Annotated in this window: 19 protein-coding genes; 8 read left to right on the top strand and 11 right to left on the bottom strand. The window is 65.5% G+C overall.

Translation table 11 applies throughout. From position 1 onward, the window contains the following. Positions 1 to 41: 41 nt before the first annotated feature. The 3 genes from F6X37_RS08930 to F6X37_RS08920 form a co-directional block, all read right to left on the bottom strand. On the bottom strand, positions 42 to 1,262 hold the full coding sequence (locus F6X37_RS08930; protein WP_187611026.1) for a benzoate/H(+) symporter BenE family transporter: 1,221 nt from the start codon (positions 1,260 to 1,262) through the stop codon (positions 42 to 44). 61 nt (positions 1,263 to 1,323) lie between these two features. Beyond that, positions 1,324 to 2,499, bottom strand: coding sequence for a vWA domain-containing protein (locus F6X37_RS08925; protein ID WP_018419886.1), 1,176 nt, complete (start codon positions 2,497 to 2,499; stop codon positions 1,324 to 1,326). 28 nt (positions 2,500 to 2,527) lie between these two features. Beyond that, positions 2,528 to 3,370, bottom strand: coding sequence for an AAA family ATPase (locus F6X37_RS08920; RefSeq protein ID WP_090803635.1), 843 nt, complete (start codon positions 3,368 to 3,370; stop codon positions 2,528 to 2,530). 315 nt (positions 3,371 to 3,685) lie between these two features. Here F6X37_RS08920 and F6X37_RS08915 point away from each other — a divergent pair, with 315 nt between their 5' ends. Continuing rightward, positions 3,686 to 4,054 carry a c-type cytochrome gene (locus F6X37_RS08915; RefSeq protein ID WP_184045800.1) on the top strand — a complete coding sequence of 123 codons (369 nt, stop codon included), beginning with the start codon at positions 3,686 to 3,688 and terminating at the stop codon, positions 4,052 to 4,054. Positions 4,055 to 4,100: 46 nt separating this feature from the next. Then, positions 4,101 to 4,481 (top strand): c-type cytochrome, encoded by a 381-nt coding sequence (locus tag F6X37_RS08910; RefSeq protein WP_187611025.1) that lies wholly within the window; start codon positions 4,101 to 4,103, stop codon positions 4,479 to 4,481. A 126-nt stretch (positions 4,482 to 4,607) separates the two neighbouring features. On the opposite strand, the gene F6X37_RS08905 is transcribed toward F6X37_RS08910, so the two are convergent. From F6X37_RS08905 to rsxB, 3 genes are all read right to left on the bottom strand, one after another. Continuing rightward, on the bottom strand, positions 4,608 to 5,042 hold the full coding sequence (locus F6X37_RS08905) for a DUF1841 family protein (protein ID WP_018419890.1): 435 nt from the start codon (positions 5,040 to 5,042) through the stop codon (positions 4,608 to 4,610). Between the two features lie 144 nt (positions 5,043 to 5,186). Further along, a complete protein-coding gene (gene nth, locus F6X37_RS08900; protein ID WP_187611024.1) occupies positions 5,187 to 5,831 on the bottom strand; it encodes an endonuclease III in 645 nt (214 codons plus the stop codon). Positions 5,832 to 5,874: 43 nt separating this feature from the next. Next, positions 5,875 to 6,780, bottom strand: coding sequence for an electron transport complex subunit RsxB (gene rsxB / locus F6X37_RS08895; RefSeq protein ID WP_187611023.1), 906 nt, complete (start codon positions 6,778 to 6,780; stop codon positions 5,875 to 5,877). 240 nt (positions 6,781 to 7,020) lie between these two features. On the opposite strand from rsxB, the gene F6X37_RS08890 reads away from it, so the two are divergent. Next, positions 7,021 to 7,653, top strand: coding sequence for a TetR family transcriptional regulator (locus F6X37_RS08890; protein ID WP_013088849.1), 633 nt, complete (start codon positions 7,021 to 7,023; stop codon positions 7,651 to 7,653). Between the two features lie 123 nt (positions 7,654 to 7,776). Here the strand turns inward: F6X37_RS08890 and F6X37_RS08885 are convergent, their stop codons facing one another. Further along, positions 7,777 to 9,054 carry a polyhydroxyalkanoate depolymerase gene (locus tag F6X37_RS08885; RefSeq protein WP_090803645.1) on the bottom strand — a complete coding sequence of 426 codons (1,278 nt, stop codon included), beginning with the start codon at positions 9,052 to 9,054 and terminating at the stop codon, positions 7,777 to 7,779. Positions 9,055 to 9,233: 179 nt separating this feature from the next. Beyond that, complete coding sequence (locus tag F6X37_RS08880) at positions 9,234 to 11,111, bottom strand: glycoside hydrolase family 15 protein (RefSeq protein ID WP_187611022.1); 1,878 nt, start codon at positions 11,109 to 11,111, stop codon at positions 9,234 to 9,236. Positions 11,112 to 11,355: 244 nt separating this feature from the next. Here F6X37_RS08880 and F6X37_RS08875 point away from each other — a divergent pair, with 244 nt between their 5' ends. After that, positions 11,356 to 11,601: a hypothetical protein gene (locus F6X37_RS08875; RefSeq protein WP_184009621.1), complete on the top strand. Its 246-nt coding sequence runs from the start codon at positions 11,356 to 11,358 to the stop codon at positions 11,599 to 11,601. Between the two features lie 317 nt (positions 11,602 to 11,918). Here F6X37_RS08875 and F6X37_RS08870 read toward each other — a convergent pair whose 3' ends face one another. Further along, on the bottom strand, positions 11,919 to 12,071 hold the full coding sequence (locus tag F6X37_RS08870) for a DUF3096 domain-containing protein (RefSeq protein WP_013088853.1): 153 nt from the start codon (positions 12,069 to 12,071) through the stop codon (positions 11,919 to 11,921). A 492-nt stretch (positions 12,072 to 12,563) separates the two neighbouring features. Here F6X37_RS08870 and F6X37_RS08865 point away from each other — a divergent pair, with 492 nt between their 5' ends. Further along, on the top strand, positions 12,564 to 13,730 hold the full coding sequence (locus tag F6X37_RS08865) for a lactonase family protein (protein ID WP_187611021.1): 1,167 nt from the start codon (positions 12,564 to 12,566) through the stop codon (positions 13,728 to 13,730). A gap of 104 nt (positions 13,731 to 13,834) precedes the next feature. Here the strand turns inward: F6X37_RS08865 and F6X37_RS08860 are convergent, their stop codons facing one another. Then, positions 13,835 to 17,899 (bottom strand): FtsK/SpoIIIE family DNA translocase, encoded by a 4,065-nt coding sequence (locus F6X37_RS08860; protein WP_187611020.1) that lies wholly within the window; start codon positions 17,897 to 17,899, stop codon positions 13,835 to 13,837. 113 nt (positions 17,900 to 18,012) lie between these two features. Beyond that, on the bottom strand, positions 18,013 to 18,549 hold the full coding sequence (locus F6X37_RS08855) for an META domain-containing protein (protein WP_184059436.1): 537 nt from the start codon (positions 18,547 to 18,549) through the stop codon (positions 18,013 to 18,015). A 532-nt stretch (positions 18,550 to 19,081) separates the two neighbouring features. On the opposite strand from F6X37_RS08855, the gene purT reads away from it, so the two are divergent. The 3 genes from purT (at position 19,082) to F6X37_RS08840 (ending at position 21,121) form a co-directional block, all read left to right on the top strand. Next, complete coding sequence (gene purT, locus F6X37_RS08850; protein WP_187611019.1) at positions 19,082 to 20,296, top strand: formate-dependent phosphoribosylglycinamide formyltransferase; 1,215 nt, start codon at positions 19,082 to 19,084, stop codon at positions 20,294 to 20,296. Positions 20,297 to 20,399: 103 nt separating this feature from the next. Beyond that, positions 20,400 to 20,612, top strand: coding sequence for a DUF6726 family protein (locus F6X37_RS08845; protein WP_187611018.1), 213 nt, complete (start codon positions 20,400 to 20,402; stop codon positions 20,610 to 20,612). A 125-nt stretch (positions 20,613 to 20,737) separates the two neighbouring features. After that, positions 20,738 to 21,121 carry an MliC family protein gene (locus tag F6X37_RS08840; RefSeq protein ID WP_187611017.1) on the top strand — a complete coding sequence of 128 codons (384 nt, stop codon included), beginning with the start codon at positions 20,738 to 20,740 and terminating at the stop codon, positions 21,119 to 21,121. The last annotated feature ends 119 nt before the right edge of the window (positions 21,122 to 21,240 follow it).

Here is a 21,240-nt window from a genome sequence, read left to right as displayed (position 1 = left end):
GTATGAACACCGCGTATGGACAGCCGGGCGTGGCGATCCGTTCACACGCGGCGCGCGTTCAGCACGACTTGCGTCACCACGCCCGCGACGAGCCCCCAGAACGCCGAGCCGATCGACAGCAGCGTGAGTCCCGAGGCGGTCACCATGAACGTGACGAGCGCTGCCTCGCGCTGCCTCGTATCCTGCATTGCGTTGGCGAGCCCGCTCATGATCGAGCCGAACAGCGCGAGGGCCGCGACCGACACGACCAACTCCTTCGGGAACGCCGCGAACAGCGCGGCGATCGTCGCGCCGAACACGCCCGCGAGCAGATAGAAAATGCCGCCCCATACGGCCGCTGTGTAGCGCCTGGCGGAGTTTTCGTGCGCTTCGGGGCCGGTGCAGATCGCCGCCGTGATCGCGGCAAGATTGATGCCGTGAGAACCGAAAGGCGCGAGTAGCAGCGACGCGACGCCGGTCGTCGCGATCAGCGGCGCGGACGGGGTCGTATAGCCGTCGGCGCGCAGCACCGCGATGCCCGGCACGTTCTGCGAGGCCATCGCGACCACGAACAGCGGAATGCCGATGCTCACGCAAGCCGCCACCGAAAACGACGGCATCGTCAGCACCGGGTGCGCGAGCGCGACGTGAAAGTGGCTGAAGTCGAGCAGCCCGAGGCCGCCGGCGGCTGCGGTGCCTGCCACGAGCGTGGTCGGAATCGCATAACGCGGCACGAACCGTTTGACGATCAGGTAGGTAAAGAACATCGTCAGCACGAGCGCGGTCTGGTACTGCGCGGCACGGAAAATCTCGATGCCGATCTCGAACAGGATGCCCGCTAGCAGCGCTGCCGCAAGGCCGGACGGAATCCGCTTCATCAGCGCGTCGAACCAGCCGGTGACGCCGACCAGCGTCAGCAGCGCCGCGCAGAAGATGAATGCGCCGATCGCCTGCGCATACTCGACATGCGGCAGCGACGACACCAGCAGCGCCGCGCCCGGCGTCGACCACGCGATCACGATCGGCGCGCGAAAGCGCAGCGACAGGCCGATCGTGCACAGGCCCATGCCGATCGACAGCGCCCAGATCCACGACGAAATCTGCGCGTCGCTCAGATGCGCGGCCTGGCCCGCCTGAAACATCAGCACGAGCGAGCTCGTGTAGCCGGTCATCGCCGCGACGAAGCCCGCGACGATCGTCGACAGCGACGTATCGGCGAGCGGATTGAAGCGCCTCTGCGGTGTGGCGGCGGGGGACAGCAGGGGCGACGGGGACGAACTCATGCGAAGGCTTTCTTGTTGTGGAAGTTGAAGCGTCGGGACGTGGATTCTGGAACGGCGGGCGTTACTTGCTCAGCACCCGCATGGCCGTCTCGAGGCCCGCGAGCGTCAGCGGATACATGCGGTGGCCCAGCACTTCGCGGATCGCGCTGACCGACTGCCGGTACGGCCACAGCGCTTCCGGCTCCGGGTTCAGCCACGCGAAGTGCGGGAAGTGATCGGCGAGCCGGCGCAACCACACCGCGCCGGCCTCGGCGTTGTTGTACTCGACCGAGCCGCCGGGCTGCAACACTTCGTACGGGCTCATCGTCGCGTCGCCGACGAAGATCAGCTTGTAGTCGGGCGTGAACTTGTGCAGCACGTCCCACGTCGGTGTGCGCTCGGCGTGGCGGCGGCGGTTGTGCTTCCACAGGAAGTCGTACACGCAGTTGTGGAAGTAGTAGAACTCGAGGTGCTTGAACTCGGCCTTCGCGGCAGAGAACAGCTCCTCGGTGCGCTTCACGTGATCGTCCATCGAGCCGCCGACGTCGAGCAGCATCAGCACCTTCACGTTGTTGTGCCGCTCGGGCACCATCTTCAGATCGAGCCAGCCGGCGTTCGCGGCGGTGCTGCGGATCGTGTCGGGCAGGTCGAGTTCTTCCGCGGCGCCTTCGCGGGCGAACCGGCGCAACCGTCGCAGCGCGACCTTGATGTTGCGCGTGCCGATTTCGACCTGGTCGTCGTAGTCGCGATACGCGCGCGCTTCCCATACCTTGACGGCCGTGCGATTGCCGGCCGCGTCGCCGCCGATGCGCACGCCTTCGGGGTTATAGCCGCCGTGACCGAACGGCGACGTGCCGCCCGTCCCGATCCACTTGTTGCCGCCCTCGTGGCGCTCTTTCTGCTCGTCGAACAGTTCCTTCAGGCGCTCCATCAGCTTGTCGATGCCGCCCATCGCCTCGATCTGCGCCTTTTCCTCGGGCGACAGGTCGCGTTGCAGCTTCTTCTTCAGCCAGTCGGGCGGAATCTCGAACGCGAGCTCCGAGGTCGCCGCGACACCGTTGAAAAAGGCGCCGAACGCCTGGTCGAACTTGTCGAAGTACTGCTCGTCCTTCACGAGCGTGATGCGCGAGAGGTAGTAGAACTCGTCGAGCGACGGCGCGATCACGTTGGCCTTCAGCGCTTCGAGCAGCGTCAGGTATTCCTTCACCGAGACCGGCAGGCGGGCGGCGCGCAGCGAGTAGAAAAAGTCGATCAGCATGCTGGATGTCCTGCGGCGCGGCGCCCGCTCAACGGTTGTTGCGGTTCATGAACAGCAGCCGCTCGAACAGGCTCACGTCCTGTTCGTTCTTGAGCAGCGCGCCGTGCAGGGGCGGCACGATCTGCTTCTGATCGGCCGAGCGCAGTGCTTCGGGCGGAATGTCTTCGGCGAGCAGCAGCTTGAGCCAGTCGAGCAGTTCGGAGGTGGACGGCTTCTTCTTCAGCCCCGCGACGTTGCGCAGCTCGAAGAAGCTCTGCAGCGCCGCGGCGAGCAGATCCTTCTTGATGCCGGGGTAGTGCACGTCGACGATCTGCTGCATCGTCGTCGCATCCGGAAACCTGATGTAGTGGAAGAAGCAGCGGCGCAGGAACGCGTCGGGCAACTCCTTCTCGTTGTTCGACGTGATGATCACGAGCGGGCGATGTCTGGCGCGCACCAGCTCGCGCGTCTCGTACACGTAGAATTCCATGCGGTCGAGTTCGCGCAGCAGGTCGTTCGGGAATTCGATGTCGGCCTTGTCGATCTCGTCGATCAGCAGCACGCTCTGCTCGTCCGATTCGAACGCCTGCCACAGCACGCCCTTGACGATGTAGTTGCGGATGTCCTTCACGCGCTCGTCGCCGAGCTGCGAATCGCGCAGACGCGACACCGCGTCGTATTCGTACAGCCCCTGCTGTGCCTTGGTGGTCGACTTGATGTGCCATTGCAAGAGCGGCATGCCGAGCGCGGCGGCGACTTCCTCGGCGAGCATGGTCTTGCCGGTGCCGGGTTCGCCCTTGATCAGCAGCGGACGCTTGAGCGTCATCGCGGCGTTGACCGCGAGCTTGAGGTCGTCGGTGGCGACGTACTGCGATGAGCCTTCGAAACGCATGACGAGATGCTCTTGTGCGGGAAAAAACCCAGTATAAGTCAGAAGGCCTGTTGGCCTGAAACCGGCTCACGTATGGTGTCAGCCGCGCAGTGACGCGGCGGCGGTGCCGCTGTGGCGTCGTTGCGAAGCCGCCGCGGTCATGGCGTGGCGCCCGTCCCGGCGGGCGTTGCGCGGCCCCGTGTCTGGTGGACGTTCGGCGCGGCGGCGCGGTACAATGAGCCCGATTTTTTTGGCCTGCGTGGCTACCCTACAAGAAGAACGGCGCGGACCGCTGCCTTTGTGGGCACCCGTTTCCCCTCAAGCCAGGTTACATCTATGAATAAATTCGTCGGCAAACACGTCGTGATCGCAGCGCTGTCGGTGCTCGCGGGGTATGCGGCCAATGCGCAGGCAGCGGATGTCGTAGGCAATGCCAAGGCGGGCCAGGACAAGGTCGCGATGTGTATCGGCTGCCACGGCATCCCCGAATACCGCACGGCTTATCCAGAGGTTTTCCGCGTGCCGAAGCTCGGTGGCCAGAATCAGGCGTACCTCGAAAACGCGCTGCGCGCCTACAAGAAGGGCGACCGCCATTTCGCCACGATGCACGCGATCGCGGTGACGCTGTCGGATCAGGACATTGCCGATGTCGCCGCGTACTACGCAGCGCAAACTGCCGCTTCGAAAAACAATCCCGACAAGTGATCGGCGTCGGTCACCAGCACATCCAATTCGCGGGATAGGAGATTTCATGATCAAGCCCCAACAGGCACTCCACACGGTATTCAAGGCGGTCGGCGCGGCGGCGGTCATCGGTCTGGCCGCAGCGAACGCAGCACACGCGGCCGACGCCGGCAACGGTAAGGTGCTCGCCGACAGCCACAACTGCGCGGCCTGCCACGGTCCCAACCTGAACAAGCCGGTGAGCCCGGAGTATCCCAAGCTGGCCGGTCAGTACGCCGACTATGTCTTCTGGGCGCTGCGTCAGTACCAGATGGGTACTGGCAATCCACACCTCGGCCGCAACAACGCGATCATGCAGGCACAGGTGCAGAGCCTGTCGCTAGGTGACATGAAGGACATCGCCGCTTACATCGAATCGCTGCCAGGCGATCTCGTGCAGAAAAAGTAAGCGTCGGGCGCCGGTTTCGCGCCGACGCTTCAAAAGCAAAACACCCCGCCTTGGCGGGGTGTTTTGCTTTGAGGGCGTCGTACCTCGGCGTGCTGGCGTCGTGCCGCGCCGGCGTTTCCAGTCGCCTCAGTCGCGCGTCGCGCGCCGTTCGATGCGCTGCAGATACGCGTCCGTGTCCGGCGGCGTGCCGGTGCGCTGCGCTTCCCAGATGGTTTCGCCGAGGCAGTCCATGATCGCGTGCTGGGCCTCGTGCGTAGAACCGAGGCGCGCGGCGAGCCGCTCGTGCGCGGCTCGAATGCCGGGCGGCTGATCGATCGACAACTGCTCGGAGATCGCCAGGTGCATCGACAGGTGCAGGAACGGATTGGTCTGGCCGCGCTCCGGCGAATAGTCCTGCGCCTGGGCGGCGGGACCATCGGCGAGATCGGCGTGATATTCGGGATGCTCGACGATCCAGTCGGCGGCGATCGCCTCGAGCGGCGTCAAAATCTCGCCCTGGCGCTGTTTGCGCCAGGTGTCGGTGAAAAAGAGGCGAACTTCGTCGCGGCTGGGATTGAACATCGTGGAACCGGTGCGTGGGAGTGGAGGCGCGGAGCGCGACGGTGCGGGTCCGCAGTGCGCGCTGCGCGTAAGGCACTATTTTACGCGGCGGCCGCGTGGGCTGCAGGCGCGCTGCACGGCCTCGGGTTTCGAGCTGGGCCGGCCTTATAGATCGGGTGGCGGGGTCTTCGGCCGGAACTCGCACAGCGGCTCGATCGCGCAATGCCAGCATTCGGGGCGGCGCGCCTTGCACACGTAGCGTCCATGCAGGATCAGCCAGTGGTGCGCATCCTGCCTGAATTCGGCGGGCGTGAATTTTTCGAGTGCCGCTTCGACCGCGCGCACGTCCTTGCCGGGCGCGAGGCCGGTGCGGTTGGCGACGCGGAAAATGTGCGTGTCGACCGCGATGGTCGGATGGCCGAATGCGGTGTTCAGGATCACGTTGGCCGTTTTGCGGCCGACACCGGGCAGCCCTTCGAGTGCCTCGCGATCCTCCGGCACCTCGCCGCCATACCGGTCGAGCAGAATGCGGCAGGTCGCGATCACGTTCTTCGCCTTCGTGCGATACAGACCGATCGTCTTGATATAGCTCGCGACGCCTTCCTCGCCGAGGTCGAACACCTTCTGCGGCGTGTTCGCGACCGGAAACATCCTGCGCATCGCCTTGTTGACCGACACGTCGGTCGCCTGCGCCGACAACAGCACCGCGATCAGCAGTTCGAACGGCGTCGTGTACTCGAGCTCGGTGGTCGGATGCGGATTGAGGCTCTGAAGCGTTTCGTAGATCGCGCGGCGTTTGTTCGCGTTCATGCGGAGCGGGTCCGTGTGAGTGGGCCGGGTTGCGTCGGCATGGTCAGCGCGTGGTTGGCGGCGAGTTGGACGGCGGATTGGACTCGTTTGACTCATTTGACTCGTCGGACTGCTGCTCCGAGCCGGGCGTGTCGCTACCGCTGGCAAGACCGAGACGGCGGCGGCGCGCTTCGGCGGCGTCGATCTGTGCCTGCACGTCGGCGCTGACGTTCTCGGTGTTCAGCGGTCCCTCGCCTTTCGCGGCCAAGTCTTCCTTCTTCTTGCGCGCGCGTTCGAGCGCGGCCTGGATGATCGCGCGTTTCTTCGCTTCCGCGTCGTCCGCAATCGGGGCGGCGGGAGCCTCGGACGGCACTGTCGCGCCGCTTGCCGCAACCGCGTCCGGCGCAGCCGGCGGCGCGCTTGCGGCTCGCCGCGCCGCAGCGCGCGCTTCGGCGGCGTCGCGCTCGCGCGCGAGACGGGTCTCGTGGCGGTTATGACGCGCCCGCGCCGCGTCCGCGTGGCTCTGGCTCCATGCATCCCAGCCGGTGGCCTCGCCGGTCACGGGGAGCATCGTGATGCAGTCGACCGGGCAGGGGGGCACGCACAGGTCGCAGCCGGTGCATAGCTCGGCGACCACGGTGTGCATCTGTTTCGGTGCGCCAACTATCGCGTCGACCGGACACGCCTGCATGCACAGCGTGCAGCCGATGCACACCTGCTCGTCGATAACCGCCAACGGACGCGGACGTTCGACGCCATTGGCCGAATTGAGCGGAATCACCGGTTTGCCGAGCAGCGCGGCGAGGCGCGCGATGCCCTCGGCGCCGCCGGGCGGGCACTGGTTATAGTTCGCCTCGCCATTGGCGACGGCTTCGGCATACGGACGGCATGCGGGATAACCGCACTTCGTGCATTGCGTTTGGGGCAGCAGATCTTCGATGCGATCCGCGAGTGTTTTGACGTCTGTCACGGTTGCGGCGCGGGGGTTTGCCGTGCGATCGCACGACCTGAACTAAATAGCACATTATCGCCGATTTCCCGGATTGCCATTCGCAATCCATGTGCCATAATCGAAGCGCTTCATTCGAAAGACCGCAGAAAAGGGTGTGTTTCCCAACCATGACGCGCCCGCTAAACGCCGCCACAAAAAGGCTCGAGGAGAGGCCGGCGGCGCGATCCGGAGAACGCGGCTCACGAAGACGATGCCACCATGAATCAGCCGAAAATCAAAAGAGATCCTGAAGGCACGAGGCGCCGCATCTTGCTCGCGGCGGCGGAAGAGTTTGCAAATGGAGGGCTGTTCGGCGCGCGGGTCGATCAGATCGCTCGCCGCGCGGAAACCAATGAACGAATGCTCTATTACTACTTCGGTAGCAAGGAGCAGCTATTCACCGCGGTACTCGAGCACGCGTTCAGCGCGCTCAACGAAGCGGAACGCACGCTCGAACTCAACGGAATCGCGCCGGTCGAGGCGGTTACGCGTCTCGCGCATTTCGTGTGGGACTACTACCGCGATCATCCCGAGTTGTTGAGGCTCATCAACAACGAGAATCTGCATGAAGCACGCTATATGCAGAAGTCCACGCGCATACGCGAAATGATCTCGCCGATCGTCGCCACGCTCGGCGGCATTCTCGAACGTGGGCAGCGCGCGGGGCTGTTTCGCACGAACATCGACCCGCTGCGCTTTTACGTGACGCTCTCGGGCATGGGCTACTACATCGTGTCGAACCGTTTCACGCTCGAGGCGACGCTCGGCCGCGATTTCAGCAGCGCCGCCGAACGCAGCGAGGTGATTCAGATGAATACCGAACTGCTGCTCGCGTATCTGTTGAGAAAGTAACGGGCAGTGCCGCGGTGATCATGGCCGTGGCAAAAAATCAGTATCACGAACAAAGCGCGATAAAAAAGCCAACGGCCTCGAACGGGACCGTTGGCTTTTTATATGCTAGTGCAAGTTTGATGCTCAGGCTTCGACTTTTTCTTTCGCCGTTTTTGCTGCCTTGTTGTGCTCGAGAATGAAGTCGCGCAATTGCGGGTAAATGATCGTGCGCCAGCGGCGGCCCGAGAAAATGCCGTAGTGGCCGCATTTCTCCGCAGTGAAGTGACGCTTGTTCTTCGCCGGAATGCCGCTGCACAAGTCGTGCGCCGCGTAAGTCTGGCCGTCGCCCGAAATGTCGTCGAGTTCACCTTCGATCGTAAACAGCGCGGTCGTCGTGATGTCCTGCGGCCGCACCGGTTCGCCGTTGACGACCCACGTGCCCTCGGCAAGACGGAACTCCTGGAACACGACGCGGATCGTGTCGAGGTAATAATCGGCATCCATGTCGAGCACCGCGTTGTACTCGTCGTAAAACCGGCGGTGCGCTTCGGCGTCGTCCTCGTCGCCGCGCAGCAGGCTCTGGTAGAAATCCCAGTGCGACGCCGCGTGACGCTCCGGATTCATCGCGACGAAACCGGTGTGCTGCAGGAAGCCGGGATAGACCTTGCGGCCCGCGCCGGGATAGTTCGGCGGCACCGTGAAGATCACGTTGTTCTCGAACCACTCGTACGAGTGCTGCGTGGCCAGCGAATTGACCGAGGTCGGGCTCTTTCGTGCGTCGATCGGGCCGCCCATCATCGTCATCGTGCGCGGCGTGTCCTCGCCGCGGCTCGCCATCAGCGAAATGGCGGCGAGCACCGGCACGGTCGGCTGGCACACCGAGATCACGTGCAGATTCTTCGCGCCGATATGGCGAATGAATTCCTGGATATACGCGATGTAGTCGTTCAGACCGAACCAGCCGGCTTCTAGCGGCACCATGCGCGCGTCGAGCCAGTCGGTGATGTAGACCTTGTGGTCTTGCAGCAACGTGCGCACGGTATCGCGTAGCAGTGTGGCGTGGTGTCCTGACAACGGTGCGCAGACGAGCACGACCGGTTCGTCTTTCAATTGGCTGACAGCTTCGCTATCGTCCGCGAAGCGCTTGAAGCGCATCAGACGGCAGAACGGCTTTTCGATGAACGTCTGCTCGACGATCGGAATGTTATGGCCGTCTTTGACAATCTGGTGAATATTGAACTCGGGCTTTTCGTAGTCCTTGCCGAGCCGGTAAAGCAGTTCGTAGCCGGCGGAAAGGCGCGTGGCGCCCGGAACATAGGCTAGCGGACTGGCCGGATTCGCAAATGATTTCGATGCGGCCTGAGCCCAGGCGGTGAGGGGGCTCAACATCGCCCGCTGGAATTCATGAAATTGATAGAGCATGTTTGCTCCGTTTTAAGCGGTTCGCATGGGGCTTCGCAAACACGCGTGAGGCGTTGCGGCGGGCCATTGTGGTTGTAGGCACATTATTGTCGGCCGACAGTCAGATCGATAATATCGAATAAGGCAAATTTGTGCAATGCAACAATATTCGCATTCAGTGTACGCAAATTGTCACTGCGTCATGCTAATGGCGATGCTGCTCCGCCGCTATCAGGGCTTGCCTGAACCTCAAGCTCGATCGCGCGCGCCGGATGGCCGGTCGCCTGCGCCATCTCCTGCTCGTGCTTCATCAGGTTCAGTCCGGTGTGCACGAGCGCAACGTGGGAGAACGCCTGCGGAAAATTGCCGACGAGACGTTTATCGACCGGGTCGTACTCCTCGGACAGCAGGCCGACGTCGTTGCATAGCGCGAGCAGCCGCTCGTACATCTCGGTTGCTTCCTGCACGCGTCCCTGCAGCGCAAGGTTATCCACCATCCAGAACGAACACGCAAGAAAGGTGCCTTCCCCCGGTGGCAAGCCGTCGTCGTATTCCGTGGTGCGGTAGCGCAGCACGAAGCCGCCGTGCATCAGGTCCCGCTCGATCGCCTCGACCGTGCCCTTGATGCGCGGATCCTGCGGCGGCAGGAAGGCGACCAGCGGCATCAGCAGCACGCTCGCGTCGAGCTGATCGCTGCCGTAGTACTGCGAGAACGCGTTGAGCTGCGGATTCCACGCCTTCTCGCAGACCTCGGCGTGGATCGTGTCACGCGTCGCGCGCCATTCGTCGAGGGGGCCGTCGAGCTTGAACATTTCGGCCGAGCGGATCGCGCGGTCGAACGCGACCCACGCCATCACCTTCGAGAACGTGAAATGCTCGGGGCCGCCGCGCGTCTCCCAGATGCCTTCGTCGGGTTCGCGCCAGATCGTGCTCAGGTGCTCGAGCAGCGCGCGCTGCACGCTCCACGCGGTGAGGTCCGCCTGCAGGCCGCCGACGCGCGCCAGATGCAGCGCGTTCATCACCTCGCCGTAGACGTCGAGCTGACGCTGCCCGACCGCATTGTTGCCGATGCGCACCGGTTTCGCGCCCTCGTAGCCGGGCAGCCAGTCGATTTCGGATTCGGGCAGGCGCCGCTCGCCGCCGATGCCGTACATGATCTGCAACTGGTCCGGCGCGCCCGCCATCACGCGGCCGAGCCAACTGCGCCAGGCGCGCGCTTCGTCGTAGTAGCCGCCGCGCATCATCGCGAGCAGCGTGATGGTCGCGTCGCGCAGCCAGCAGTAGCGGTAGTCCCAGTTGCGCGTGCCGCCGAGCCGCTCGGGCAGCGACGTGGTCGGCGCCGCGACGATGCCGCCGGTCGGCTCGTAGGCGAGCGCGCGCAGCGTGATCAGCGAGCGGCGGATCGGCCCGGCCCAGCGTCCTTCGACGGTGCCGCGCGCCGCCCATTCGAGCCAGTGGTTCTCGGTGCGCGCGAGCGACGTGTGCGGATCGCGCGCGGGCGGAATGCGCAGATGCGACGCCGCGTACGCGAGCGAGAACGGCACGCGCTCGCCCTCGGTTACCGTGAATTCCGCGACGGTCTTCATGTCTTCGCCGTGCAGTTCGACCGGCGTGCGCAGCACCGCGTTGTCGGGGCCGACGATCGCCTTGATGCCGCTGTCGTGCTTGAGCTTGTCGACCCATGGAATCGAGAAGCCGTAGTCGAAGCGCAGCACGAGTTCCATCTTCATGCGCACGGTGCCGCGCTTGCCGACGACGATGCGGATCAGCTCCGACCAGCCGTTGCCGGGCGGCATGAAATCGATCAGCGTGACGGCGCCCTCGGGCGTTTCGAAGTCGGTTTCGAGGATCAGCGTTTCGCCGCGATAGCGCCGCGTGATGGTCGGCGCGCCGTGCTCGCCCTCGGTGGCGGGGGCGATCAGCCAACGGCCGTTGTCGGGCGAGCCGAGCAGCGCGGCGAAGCAGGCGCCCGAGTCGAAGCGCGGCCAGCAGAGCCAGTCGACGGAACCCTCGCGGGAGATGAGCGCGGCGGTATGGCCGTCGCCGATGAGTGCGTAGTCTTCGATGTGTGCAGGCATGGAAAGCGTGTCGGAAAACGAGTCGTTATTACGGACGGCCACAGCAGCCGCGCTTCGAGTGGGCGTTATTACCGGACCACGATCGGCAGTGTTTGGTTCACCGCACAGTGCGGCAAAACGCGGGTTGGAAAATTGTCAAATCCATGCATACAATTAAATTTCATGCCGATGTTCGGCGACCTGCCGGACTGCGAATCGGCCTTGCTCATGGCGGTTGCAGACGCCGTTTCCGAGGACGAAAGCCATGCTGAACCCTTCGAAATCCGATTGCATCACAATTCTCTCGGCCGCCAGCCAGCTTGCCGGCGACTCCATGTTGCCACTCGATCATGGCCGGCTCGGCCTGAGCCGCAACGGCCTGCTGGCTGCCGCCTCCTTCCTGGTCGAGCGGGCCTGCTTCCGGCGCTATCAGCAGGATGCCGATCATTATGCGGTCGGCGCGCTGTCGTTGCAGGGGCGCCTGCGGCTCGAACAGCTGGCGAACGGTTGAGCGGTAGGGCCGAGCGTTCGTAGCGCAGGTTCCTGGCGTATCCGCGCCGGCCATTCGCCGCATCCCTTCGTACCGCGCCTTCCCATTTCCTATCCGTATCTTCACGCCGCGTCGCGTCAGGTCGATCGTTCGCGTGGCGCGGGTATCGCGCGCGTCAATCTTGCGCGCGATACCCGCTTCCCGCATATGTCACGGCGTGACATTTGCCGCGCTCTCACACGGGCGAGTGGCGCTGGCACCCAGCGAACCTTCCCTTCGTGCGAAACCACCTCGATACCGGACGCAAATCTCGCGCCCGGCGTCGTGGCACCTGTCGCTCACAGATGCGACGAGCCCACGCCGAAGATCCCGATGATGCCGATGATGATCAGGTAAAGCGCGACGATGTAGTTCAACAGGCGCGGCATGATCAGGATCAGGATGCCGGCGATCAGCGAAACGAGCGGGCCCAGGCTGAGAGTGACGTTCATGGAGACTCCGTGGTTGAGACGCGTGATGCGCGATTGAGGAAACGATTGAAAAACGTCCCGCCGCGCGGGACCCAAGCCGCTGGCGCAGACCGTGCCGCAGCGATGGATTCACTGCATGATCCGACCTGACGCTCTTATACTGACTTCGACAACAACAACGTGGAACGACGCTCGATTCGCGGCGCGGCAGACCAGACACCGTTACAACCGCTCGTACCCCGGCTCATACGCGAGCCCGTACCAGACAACCGATGTCGAGGAGGTCTCATGCTTCACAGTCGCCGTGCCGTCGGGCGTATTGCCGTGCGCCCAGTTCCGACTTCCGTTTTTACTTCTGTTCTTGCCAGTGTTGCCTTTCAGGGTTCCCGTCCGCGTGGCGCTGACCGCGCCGCTCCATCTGCCGTGGATTGCACGGCGGAAAGCACCGCCCGGCGCGCAACGCGGCCAACGCCGTTGCGGGCCGCCCGTTCGATAATAAGAGGTTTCGCGCTCATGGTTTCGATTGTTGCTTCGCACGCGTATGCGCAAGATTCTGGCCCGGTCCCCGCGGACGGCGTCTATACGATGCTGGTCGGTACTTACACCAGCGGCAGGAGCGAGGGCATCTACGTCTTTCGCTTCGATACGAAGACCGGCGCGGCGACCCAGGTGTCGGTCGCGCAGACGGTCAATCCGTCGTTTCTGGTCGTGAGCCGCGACCGCCGCTTCGTCTATTCGGTCAACGAACTGCCCGGTGACAATGGCCCGGCCACGCAGCGCGGCGGGATCAGCGCGTTCGGCTTCGATGCCGCGCGCGGGCAACTGACGTTTCTGAACAAGGTGTCGTCGGACGGCAATGATCCGTGCTATCTGAGCATCTCGGCGGACGGCAAGTATCTGCTGGGCGCGAACTATTCGGTCGCGCCCGATCCGGGCGGCAGTTTCGCGGTGTTTCCGCTGCAGGCGAACGGCCAGGTCGGCACCTCGGTGCAGACCGTGCATCACGAAGGCGGCGGTCCGGTGAAAGGGCGGCAGGACAACTCGCACGTGCATTCGACCGTGTTCTCGCCTGACGGCCGCTATCTGTTCGCGCAGGACCTCGGCGCCGACAAGCTGTACTCGTACCGCTACGCGCCGCAGAGCAGCGCCGGCGCGGGCCCATTCATCGCGACGGACTGGGGCTACACGCAGCAGAAGGCCGGCACGGGTCCGCGCCATCTGATCTTTGGCGCGGACGGCAAGCACGCGTATCTGACGAGCGAACTCGCGGCGACCGTCAGCACGTTCGACTACCACGACGGCAGGCTGAAGCTCGTGCAGACGCTGCCATTGAGCGAGCCTGACTTCAAGGGGAAGGTGGGCGCGGCGGCGATCCATATGTCGCCGGACGGACGCTTCGTGTATGCATCCAATCGCGGCGACGCGAACGAGATCGTGATCTTCTCGGTCGATCCCGCCACTGGACACCTGAAGCAGATCGGCCGGCAGTCGAGCCTCGGCAAATCGCCGCGCGAGTTCACCATCGATCCGACCGGCAACTGGCTGATCGTCGGCAATCAGCTGAGCGACACGGTCTATGTGTTCAAGCGCGATCCGCAGACGGGGCTGCTCGATCCAAATCCGAAGCAGCATTTCGACCTCGGCTCGCCGGTCGACTTCAAGCTGGTATCACCGTCGTGATGCGCGGCACGCGCGGGTAAATGAAAAACGGACAGCTCACATCCTGAGGCTGTCCGTTTTTTCTTCCGGATCATCGCCGACCCGGTTAGCGATTCACCGGGCGCTCATTCCGCCGGCCCCGGCGCCAGCACTTCGCGGCTGCCGTTGATGCTCATCGCCGACACGAGGCCGGCCGTCTCCATCTGCTCGACGAGCCGCGCCGCGCGGTTATAGCCGATGCGCAACTGCCGCTGCACCGACGAGATCGACGCGCGGCGCGTGCGTACGACGAACGCGACCGCTTCGTCGTACAGCGGATCGGCTTCCGCATCCGGCGCTTCGCCGAACAGGTCCTGGGCCGCGCCGCCATCGGCGGCCGGGCCGTCGAGAATGCCTTCCTCGTATTGTGGCTCGCCGAACTGCTTCAGATATTCGACGATCGCATGCACTTCCTCGTCGGCGACGAACGCGCCGTGCACGCGCTGCGGGTAGCCGGTGCCCGGCGGCAGGAACAGCATGTCGCCCTGGCCGAGCAGCGACTCGGCGCCCATCTGGTCGAGAATCGTGCGCGAGTCGATCTTCGACGACACCTGGAACGCGACGCGCGTCGGAATGTTCGCCTTGATGAGACCGGTGATGACGTCGACGGATGGCCGCTGCGTCGCGAGGATCAGGTGGATGCCGGCCGCGCGCGCCTTCTGCGCGAGCCGCGCGATCAGCTCCTCGATCTTCTTGCCGGCGACCATCATCAGGTCGGCGAGCTCGTCGATGACGACGACGATCAGCGGCAGCGGCGCCAGCGGCTCGGGCGCATCGGGCGTCAGCGAGAACGGGTTGCCGAGCTTCTTGCCCTTCGCCTCGGTGTCGCGGATCTTCTGGTTGAAGCCGGCGAGATTGCGCACGCCGACGGCCGACATCAGCCGGTAGCGCTTTTCCATTTCGCCGACGCACCAGTTCAGCGCATTGGCCGCGAGCTTCATGTCGGTGACGACCGGCGCGAGCAGATGCGGAATCCCTTCGTAAACCGAAAGTTCGAGCATCTTCGGGTCGATCATGATCAGGCGCACTTCCTCTGGCGTCGCCTTGAACAGCAGCGAGCAGATCATCGCGTTGATCGCGACCGATTTGCCCGAGCCGGTCGTGCCGGCCACCAGCATGTGCGGCGCCTTCGCGAGATCGGCGACGACGGGATGGCCGGTGATGTCCTTGCCCATCGCAAGCGTGAGTCGCGAGTGCGAGTTCTGGTAGACGCTCGCCTCGAGAATTTCCGAGAGGCGGATCGTTTGGCGCTTCGCGTTCGGCAGTTCGAGGCCCATGCAGGTCTTGCCCGGAATCGTTTCGACCACGCGGATCGACGTGAGACCGAGACCGCGCGACAGGTCCTTCATCAGACCGACGATCTGGCTGCCGCGCACGCCGAGCGCCGGTTCGACTTCGAAGCGTGTGATGACCGGACCCGCCGATGCGCCGACCACCGTCACCGGCACCTTGAATTCCTGCAGGCGCTGCTCGATCAGCAGGCCGGTTTCGCGGAGCTTTTCATCCGGGATCGGTTCGACGTCGGCATCGGCGGGGGCGAGCAGATCGAGCGTCGGCAGTTCGACCATCGATGCGGCCGGCGCATGGAACTCGAAGCCGTTGACCGGCGCGTGGCCGGGCAGCGGCGGGCGGGCGGCGGGCTCGGCAGCGGGTTGGTCGGCGGATTGGACCTGCGGTTGCGGTGTTAGCGCGGGCGAAGACGACGGAGCGGGCGACGGAGCAGGCGACGGTTCGGCGGCCGGCGTGTTCGCGACAGGCGTTGCGCTTGCGCCGACCGAAGGCTCGATGCTGGTCGCCGGCGCGGCGAAGCCCGGGAAACGGACTACGTTCGAGACGACGGCCGGTGCAGTTGCCGGCATAGCGAGGTTCGCCGCACTCGTCGAAGTCGACGACGGCGAGTCGTTTGCGGGGGTGTTCACAGCGGGCAGGGCAGGGGCGTGCGACGTCGCGGGCTCACCTGACTGCGCACGTTCGCTCGCGAGTTCCGAGACTGTCGCGCCGGACCACGGCGGCACGCTTGCGCTCGACGGCGCGGCGGCCTCCGTCTGCGGCGAGTCCGCTGACGCGGCCGCGCGTTGAGCCGCGGCGGGGCCGAGCTTGCTCTCCCAAGGCACGAGCATCTTGTCGATGACGATTTCGGCTGCCGGAGCCAGCGCTCGCGGAGGCGTCGCGGTGTCGGCGGTGGCCGGTTCGACGGTTCGCGCGGATTCCTCCCTCTGCGATGCCGGGACGCTGGCGTTTGTCGCCGTCTGCGTCGAATCGTTTTGGACCGCCGGTGCGTCTTCTTGCGAAGCATCGTCCCGTAGGCTGGCTGCGAAGCGCTCGAATGGCGTCGCCGACGGCGACTCATGTTGCGGCGCGCTTGCGGCGGGTTCGGTGGCGGCAGACTCAGCCACAGCGGATGCCGATGGCTCGACAACCGCGGATTCGACAGCCGCAGCAACCACGTCGGCCACCGGCTCGATTGCAGTCGTCGTCTGCGGCGCAGCCGTAAGCGGCGCATGCATGACGGGCGGTTCGGTCGGCCATTGCGCAACCGCTTCGTTGCCGCCCTCGACCGACCTCTCGGACTCGGCCACCGCACGCTCAGCCGGCAACTCGACCGATGCGGTTTCTTGCTGCGACTGCGCCGGCGACACCATCCGCGCCGAACTCTCCACGCTCTGCGCCTGCGGCGCCGCAACCGTCTCGCCGTTTTCGACAGGTAGCACGTCCCGCTGCGCCGGTGGCACATCGAACGTCGTCGACGCACGTTCTGCATCGCCAATCTTCGTGCTATCGGCGCCACGGCTGCGCGCCAGGCTCACACCGGCCATGTCGGTCCAGCGCGCGGCGTTTTCCGCGATGCTGCGCAGCGTTTCCTCGACGCTCGCGGGCGGCGCGACCGTCGACGCATTCGTCGTCGTTCCAGTGAAGTTCGGTGTAGGCCGGCGCACGGTCGACGGCGAGGTGACGCTATTGGCGCGCGAAGCGGCCGGGAACGGTTGACGCGGCGTCGCGCCGCGATTGAGCGGTGCGCTGCCGTCGGCCGGACGTGGCAGCGACGACGGGCGGCTTGCGCGGCCCGCGGCATTCATCGATCCCGCTGTGATGCCGACACCGGCGCCCGAGGCGGCGGCGCGGCCCGCCATTGCCTGTGCCGCTCGCGCCGACACGCCGGCCGCGTTGGCGGCCGTCGCCGCCAACGCGGCACTGGAGCCGAACGACGCGGTCGCACGCTGATCTCCGACCGAGCGCCGCCCGACCTGCGCAGCACCATCACGAGCCGACATGCCCGATGCGGCCGATGCACCCGCCGCACCCAGCGATGCCGCCGCCGTCGCCGCGCGCGGCTCCGTCGTGCGTAGCCAGCCGGCCGGCGCGACCGGCTCGGTCGGCACGAATGGTGCGGCGGATCTGTCCGCAGCCTTGTCCGCATGCAGCGCCTGCGTTGCCGTCGACGTTGCCGGGCGCGGCGACGCGCTCGACCCCGTGCGTAGCACCGGCTCGGTCTGCTTGACCGGCCCCCGCGCCGCGTCAGCGGCCGCATCGGCTCGCCAGCTTGCGCCGGCGCCACGGGCGGAAGCGTCCTTGCTACCCGCGATGCCCGCCGCCGCGGTGCCGGCAGCAGCGGCGGAGCCCGCGCCGCGCCCGCTCGCGGGCGGACGCCACACCGTCGGCCGCGCGTAGCGACCCTTGTTATTGCGTGGCGCCATCGTGTTGGTAGCAGGCGACACATGCGACGGCGCGCCGTCGTCGACGCTGCGGTGGCGGCGCGCATCCTCGTCGCGCTTCGCGAGTCCCCGCGACAGACCGAGGCCGAACGCGCCGTCGGCCCAAACGGCGACGTCGCCCCAGCGGAAGTCGACGAGCCACGGCAGGCTGATCACGAGCAGCGCGAGCGCCGCGAGCGGCGTGCCGACATGGCCGAGCAGATGTCCAAGCCCCGCGGCGAGCGCATGACCGAAACCATTGATGCCGGCAATGCCGATCAGCGAGCCCTCGAGCGTGCAACTCGCGATCAGCACGCAGACGAAGCCGAGCCACAGCCGGATCGTGCCGGGGCCGCGCAGACCCGCGCCGCCCGGCAGCATCGACTTCACGAGGCGCCACAAAAGAGGAATGAACCAGACGGCCGACCCGCCGAACCAGCCGAAAACTACCGTGTGCATACCAGACATCTACGAATGACGGAGCGCGCGAGAAGCGCAATCCGTCGAGTTTAAACGGCGCAGCGCGCGGCTTCGAAGGCCGGCGCGAATCCCGAACGCGGCGCAAACTCGCATCATTTGTCGCTGCGATCGAACATCAGGGTGTCGCCGTTGTCGAGGATCAGCTGCATCTGCTGTGGCGCTCGCATCTGCACGCCGGTGCGATCGATGCGCTCGAGCGCGTCGAGGAACGGCTTCTCGATGTCGCCGCCCGGCGAGACGCACGCCATGCGTGTGCCGGCGAGGGAACCGAAGCTCAGCTTGCCGTCCTTCAGCGTGTACGAACCCATGAAGCGGTTGCAACCGGAAAAGCCGCTCGCGTGACGCCGGCCGCCTTCGGTCGACAACGTCAGCGTGAGCGGCTTCTGATCCTTCGACGGCACCGCGCGCGCCGTGCCGTCGGCGTTCTTCCACGAGCTCAGCACCCAGCTGGTGTCGTCGAGCAGTTGCGCGGCGGCGGGATTGAACGGATCAGGCGGCGGCGCCGACGAGTCCGGATGCTTCGGGATCGCGCAGGCACCGAGCAGCGCGGCGATGCTCAGCGCGGCGACGGCCGTGCGCAGGCACGGAATGATGCGCGCAAGAGGTCGCGGGCGGGAGCGGATGAGCATGGCGTCGTTCCTGTTCAAACTGGCGAAGGCGTAAGGGTAACGTACTAGGGTCTGTTTACATATGGAACGCACGTGCGTTGCCGCGAGAAGGGCCGCTCGCAAGGACTGCGACGCCGCGAATACTCGACGTATTCGCAAGGAGCATGACGCAGCGAGCGGCCCTTCTCGCGGCAACCCCAGTTCTGAATTTCATTCCAGGGGAATGCCCGCTATCGGCCGCATGGCGGCGTCGTGCGTCGCTCACGTGGCGCGGCCACGCAGCGCTCCTTACTCCTTGCCATGCGGCCGATAGCGGGCATTCGCACGTGCGTTCCATATGTAAACAGACCCTAAGCTTGTCGTGCGCGAGCGATGCTCGCGGTGACGTGATCGCGGCTGCGAACGTCGACGCGGCGGCACGGTTCCGCTCGACCGCCACGGCCTCGCGAGCGCACCCAAAGCGCACCCTGAGCGCCGCGCGGCAAGGGGCCCGCATGTTAACATCGCGGTCTGTCCAATCCCACCCTCATCCCGACTTTTATCTGGAGTTCCCATGCAGATCGGCCAACGGATCGGCACGCCCCTTTCTGAATCCGCGACGCGCGTGATGCTGCTCGGCGCCGGCGAACTCGGCAAGGAAGTGATCATCGCGCTGCAACGGCTGGGCGTCGAAGTGATCGCCGTCGACCGTTACCCGAACGCGCCGGGCCATCAGGTCGCGCATCGCGCGCATGTGATCGACATGACCGACCGCGCCGCGCTGCGCGCGCTGGTCGAGCAGGAGCGCCCGCATCTGATCGTCCCCGAAATCGAGGCGATCGCCACCGACGAGCTCGCCGCGATCGAAACCGAGGCGCTCGCCGAGGTGATCCCGACCGCGCGTGCCACCCAACTGACGATGAACCGCGAAGGCATCCGCCGCCTCGCTGCGGAAGAGCTTGGTCTACCGACCTCGCCGTACGCATTCGCCGATTCGCTCGACGAGCTGCGCGCGGGCATCGCGAAGGTCGGCTATCCGTGCGTCGTGAAACCGGTGATGTCGTCGTCGGGCAAGGGGCAGTCGGTGCTGCGCAGCGACGCCGACGTCGAACCCGCCTGGCAGTACGCGATGGCGGGCGGCCGCGTGAATTTCGGGCGCGTGATCGTCGAGGGTTTCATCGACTTCGAATACGAAATCACGCAGCTCACCGTGCGCGCGATCGACCCGGCGAGCGGCGCGGTCGGCACGTACTTCTGCGATCCGATCGGCCACGTGCAGGTCGCGGGCGACTATGTCGAATCGTGGCAGCCGCAGCCGATGAGCCCGCTCGCGCTCGAGCGTTCGCGCGAGATCGCGCACAAGGTGACGGCGGCGCTCGGCGGCCGCGGCCTGTTTGGCGTGGAACTTTTCGTGCGCGGCGACGACGTATGGTTTTCGGAAGTCAGCCCGCGTCCGCACGACACGGGGCTCGTCACGCTGTGCTCGCAGCGCTTCTCGGAGTTCGAGCTGCATGCGCGCGCGATCCTCGGCCTGCCGGTCGATACGTCGCTGCGTGCGGCGGGCGCGTCGGCGGTGATCTACGGCGGTCGCGACGAGGCCGGCATCGCGTTCGAAGGCGTCGCGGCCGCACTTGCGGTGCCCAATGCGGATCTGCGCCTGTTCGGAAAGCCGGAAAGCTTCGTCAAACGTCGCATGGGCGTCGCGCTCGCGACCGGCGAGAACATCGGGGAAGCGCGCTCGCGTGCCAGGCAGGCGGCGGCCGCGGTGCGGCCGGTGTCGGCGAACTAACGGGCAGGCGGCGAGGCGCGGCGTAAAAGTGTGCGGGACGCACACGAAAGAGCCCACCGCATTCGTTTCTGGTTTATCGAAGCAAAGAGATCTAGAGGATCGTATGGCGCTTGAATCTCGCAGCAATCCATGGCGCGGCGCGCTTCGCCGGGTCGGCGCACTCGGCGTGGCGTTCGCGCTGAGCGCCGGCATCAGTGGCTGCGGGCTCGCGGCCGCGCCGTGCCGGATCGCTTCGGCGGGACTGAAGATCGTGCCGGTGGTCGGCCACGTCGCCGCTGCGCCGACCGATGCGTGTGCCGGCGTGATCGATCCTTGAAGCGTCGTCGAGCTGTCCGTGAATCGCCCATGAGCTGCCTGTGACTCGGCCGTGACTCGGCTGTGACCGGCGTCGCGGCCGGTGTTGCCCTCCCTGCCTGACCCCCGCAACAATCGAGGTATTCGATGAAGACATGGCGTGTTGCAATCCTCACGACAGCAGCATCGACGGTGGCCTGGCTGGCGGCATCTTCCGGCGGCGCATCGGCCGCGCCATTGCAATTCAAGCACATCGAGGGCAAGAACCACCAGACGCGCAAATACACCTGCGCGACCGGCAAGATCCTGCAAGTCACCTACTGGAACGCGCAGAACGGCCAGAGCTTCGCCATGCTGCCGGTGAAAGGCGCGTCGATGCTGTTCGTCAACACGATCTCGGCGTCCGGTGCGAAGTACCAGGCTGGCAGCTATACGTGGTGGACCAAGGGTCCGCGCGCCAACCTGTACGACCTGACGAGCGGCGAGAACGCGCCGCCGATTCTCTCCGACTGCGTGACCGTGATTCGCTGATTTGCTGATCGGCGGACACGTGCACCGCATGCGGCGGCTTCATCCCCGACCGCCGCCTGCTTCTTCTCGCGCCTGGCTTCCTGTCCCCCGCGCCGCCTCGTGCGCTCGCGCGCATCGTT

It is taken from the genome of Paraburkholderia sp. 31.1 (assembly GCF_014397645.1).
Lineage (GTDB): Bacteria > Pseudomonadota > Gammaproteobacteria > Burkholderiales > Burkholderiaceae > Paraburkholderia > Paraburkholderia tuberum.
Note: the sequence above shows the minus strand (reverse complement) of the source record. Positions and strands in the feature narration are given on the sequence as shown.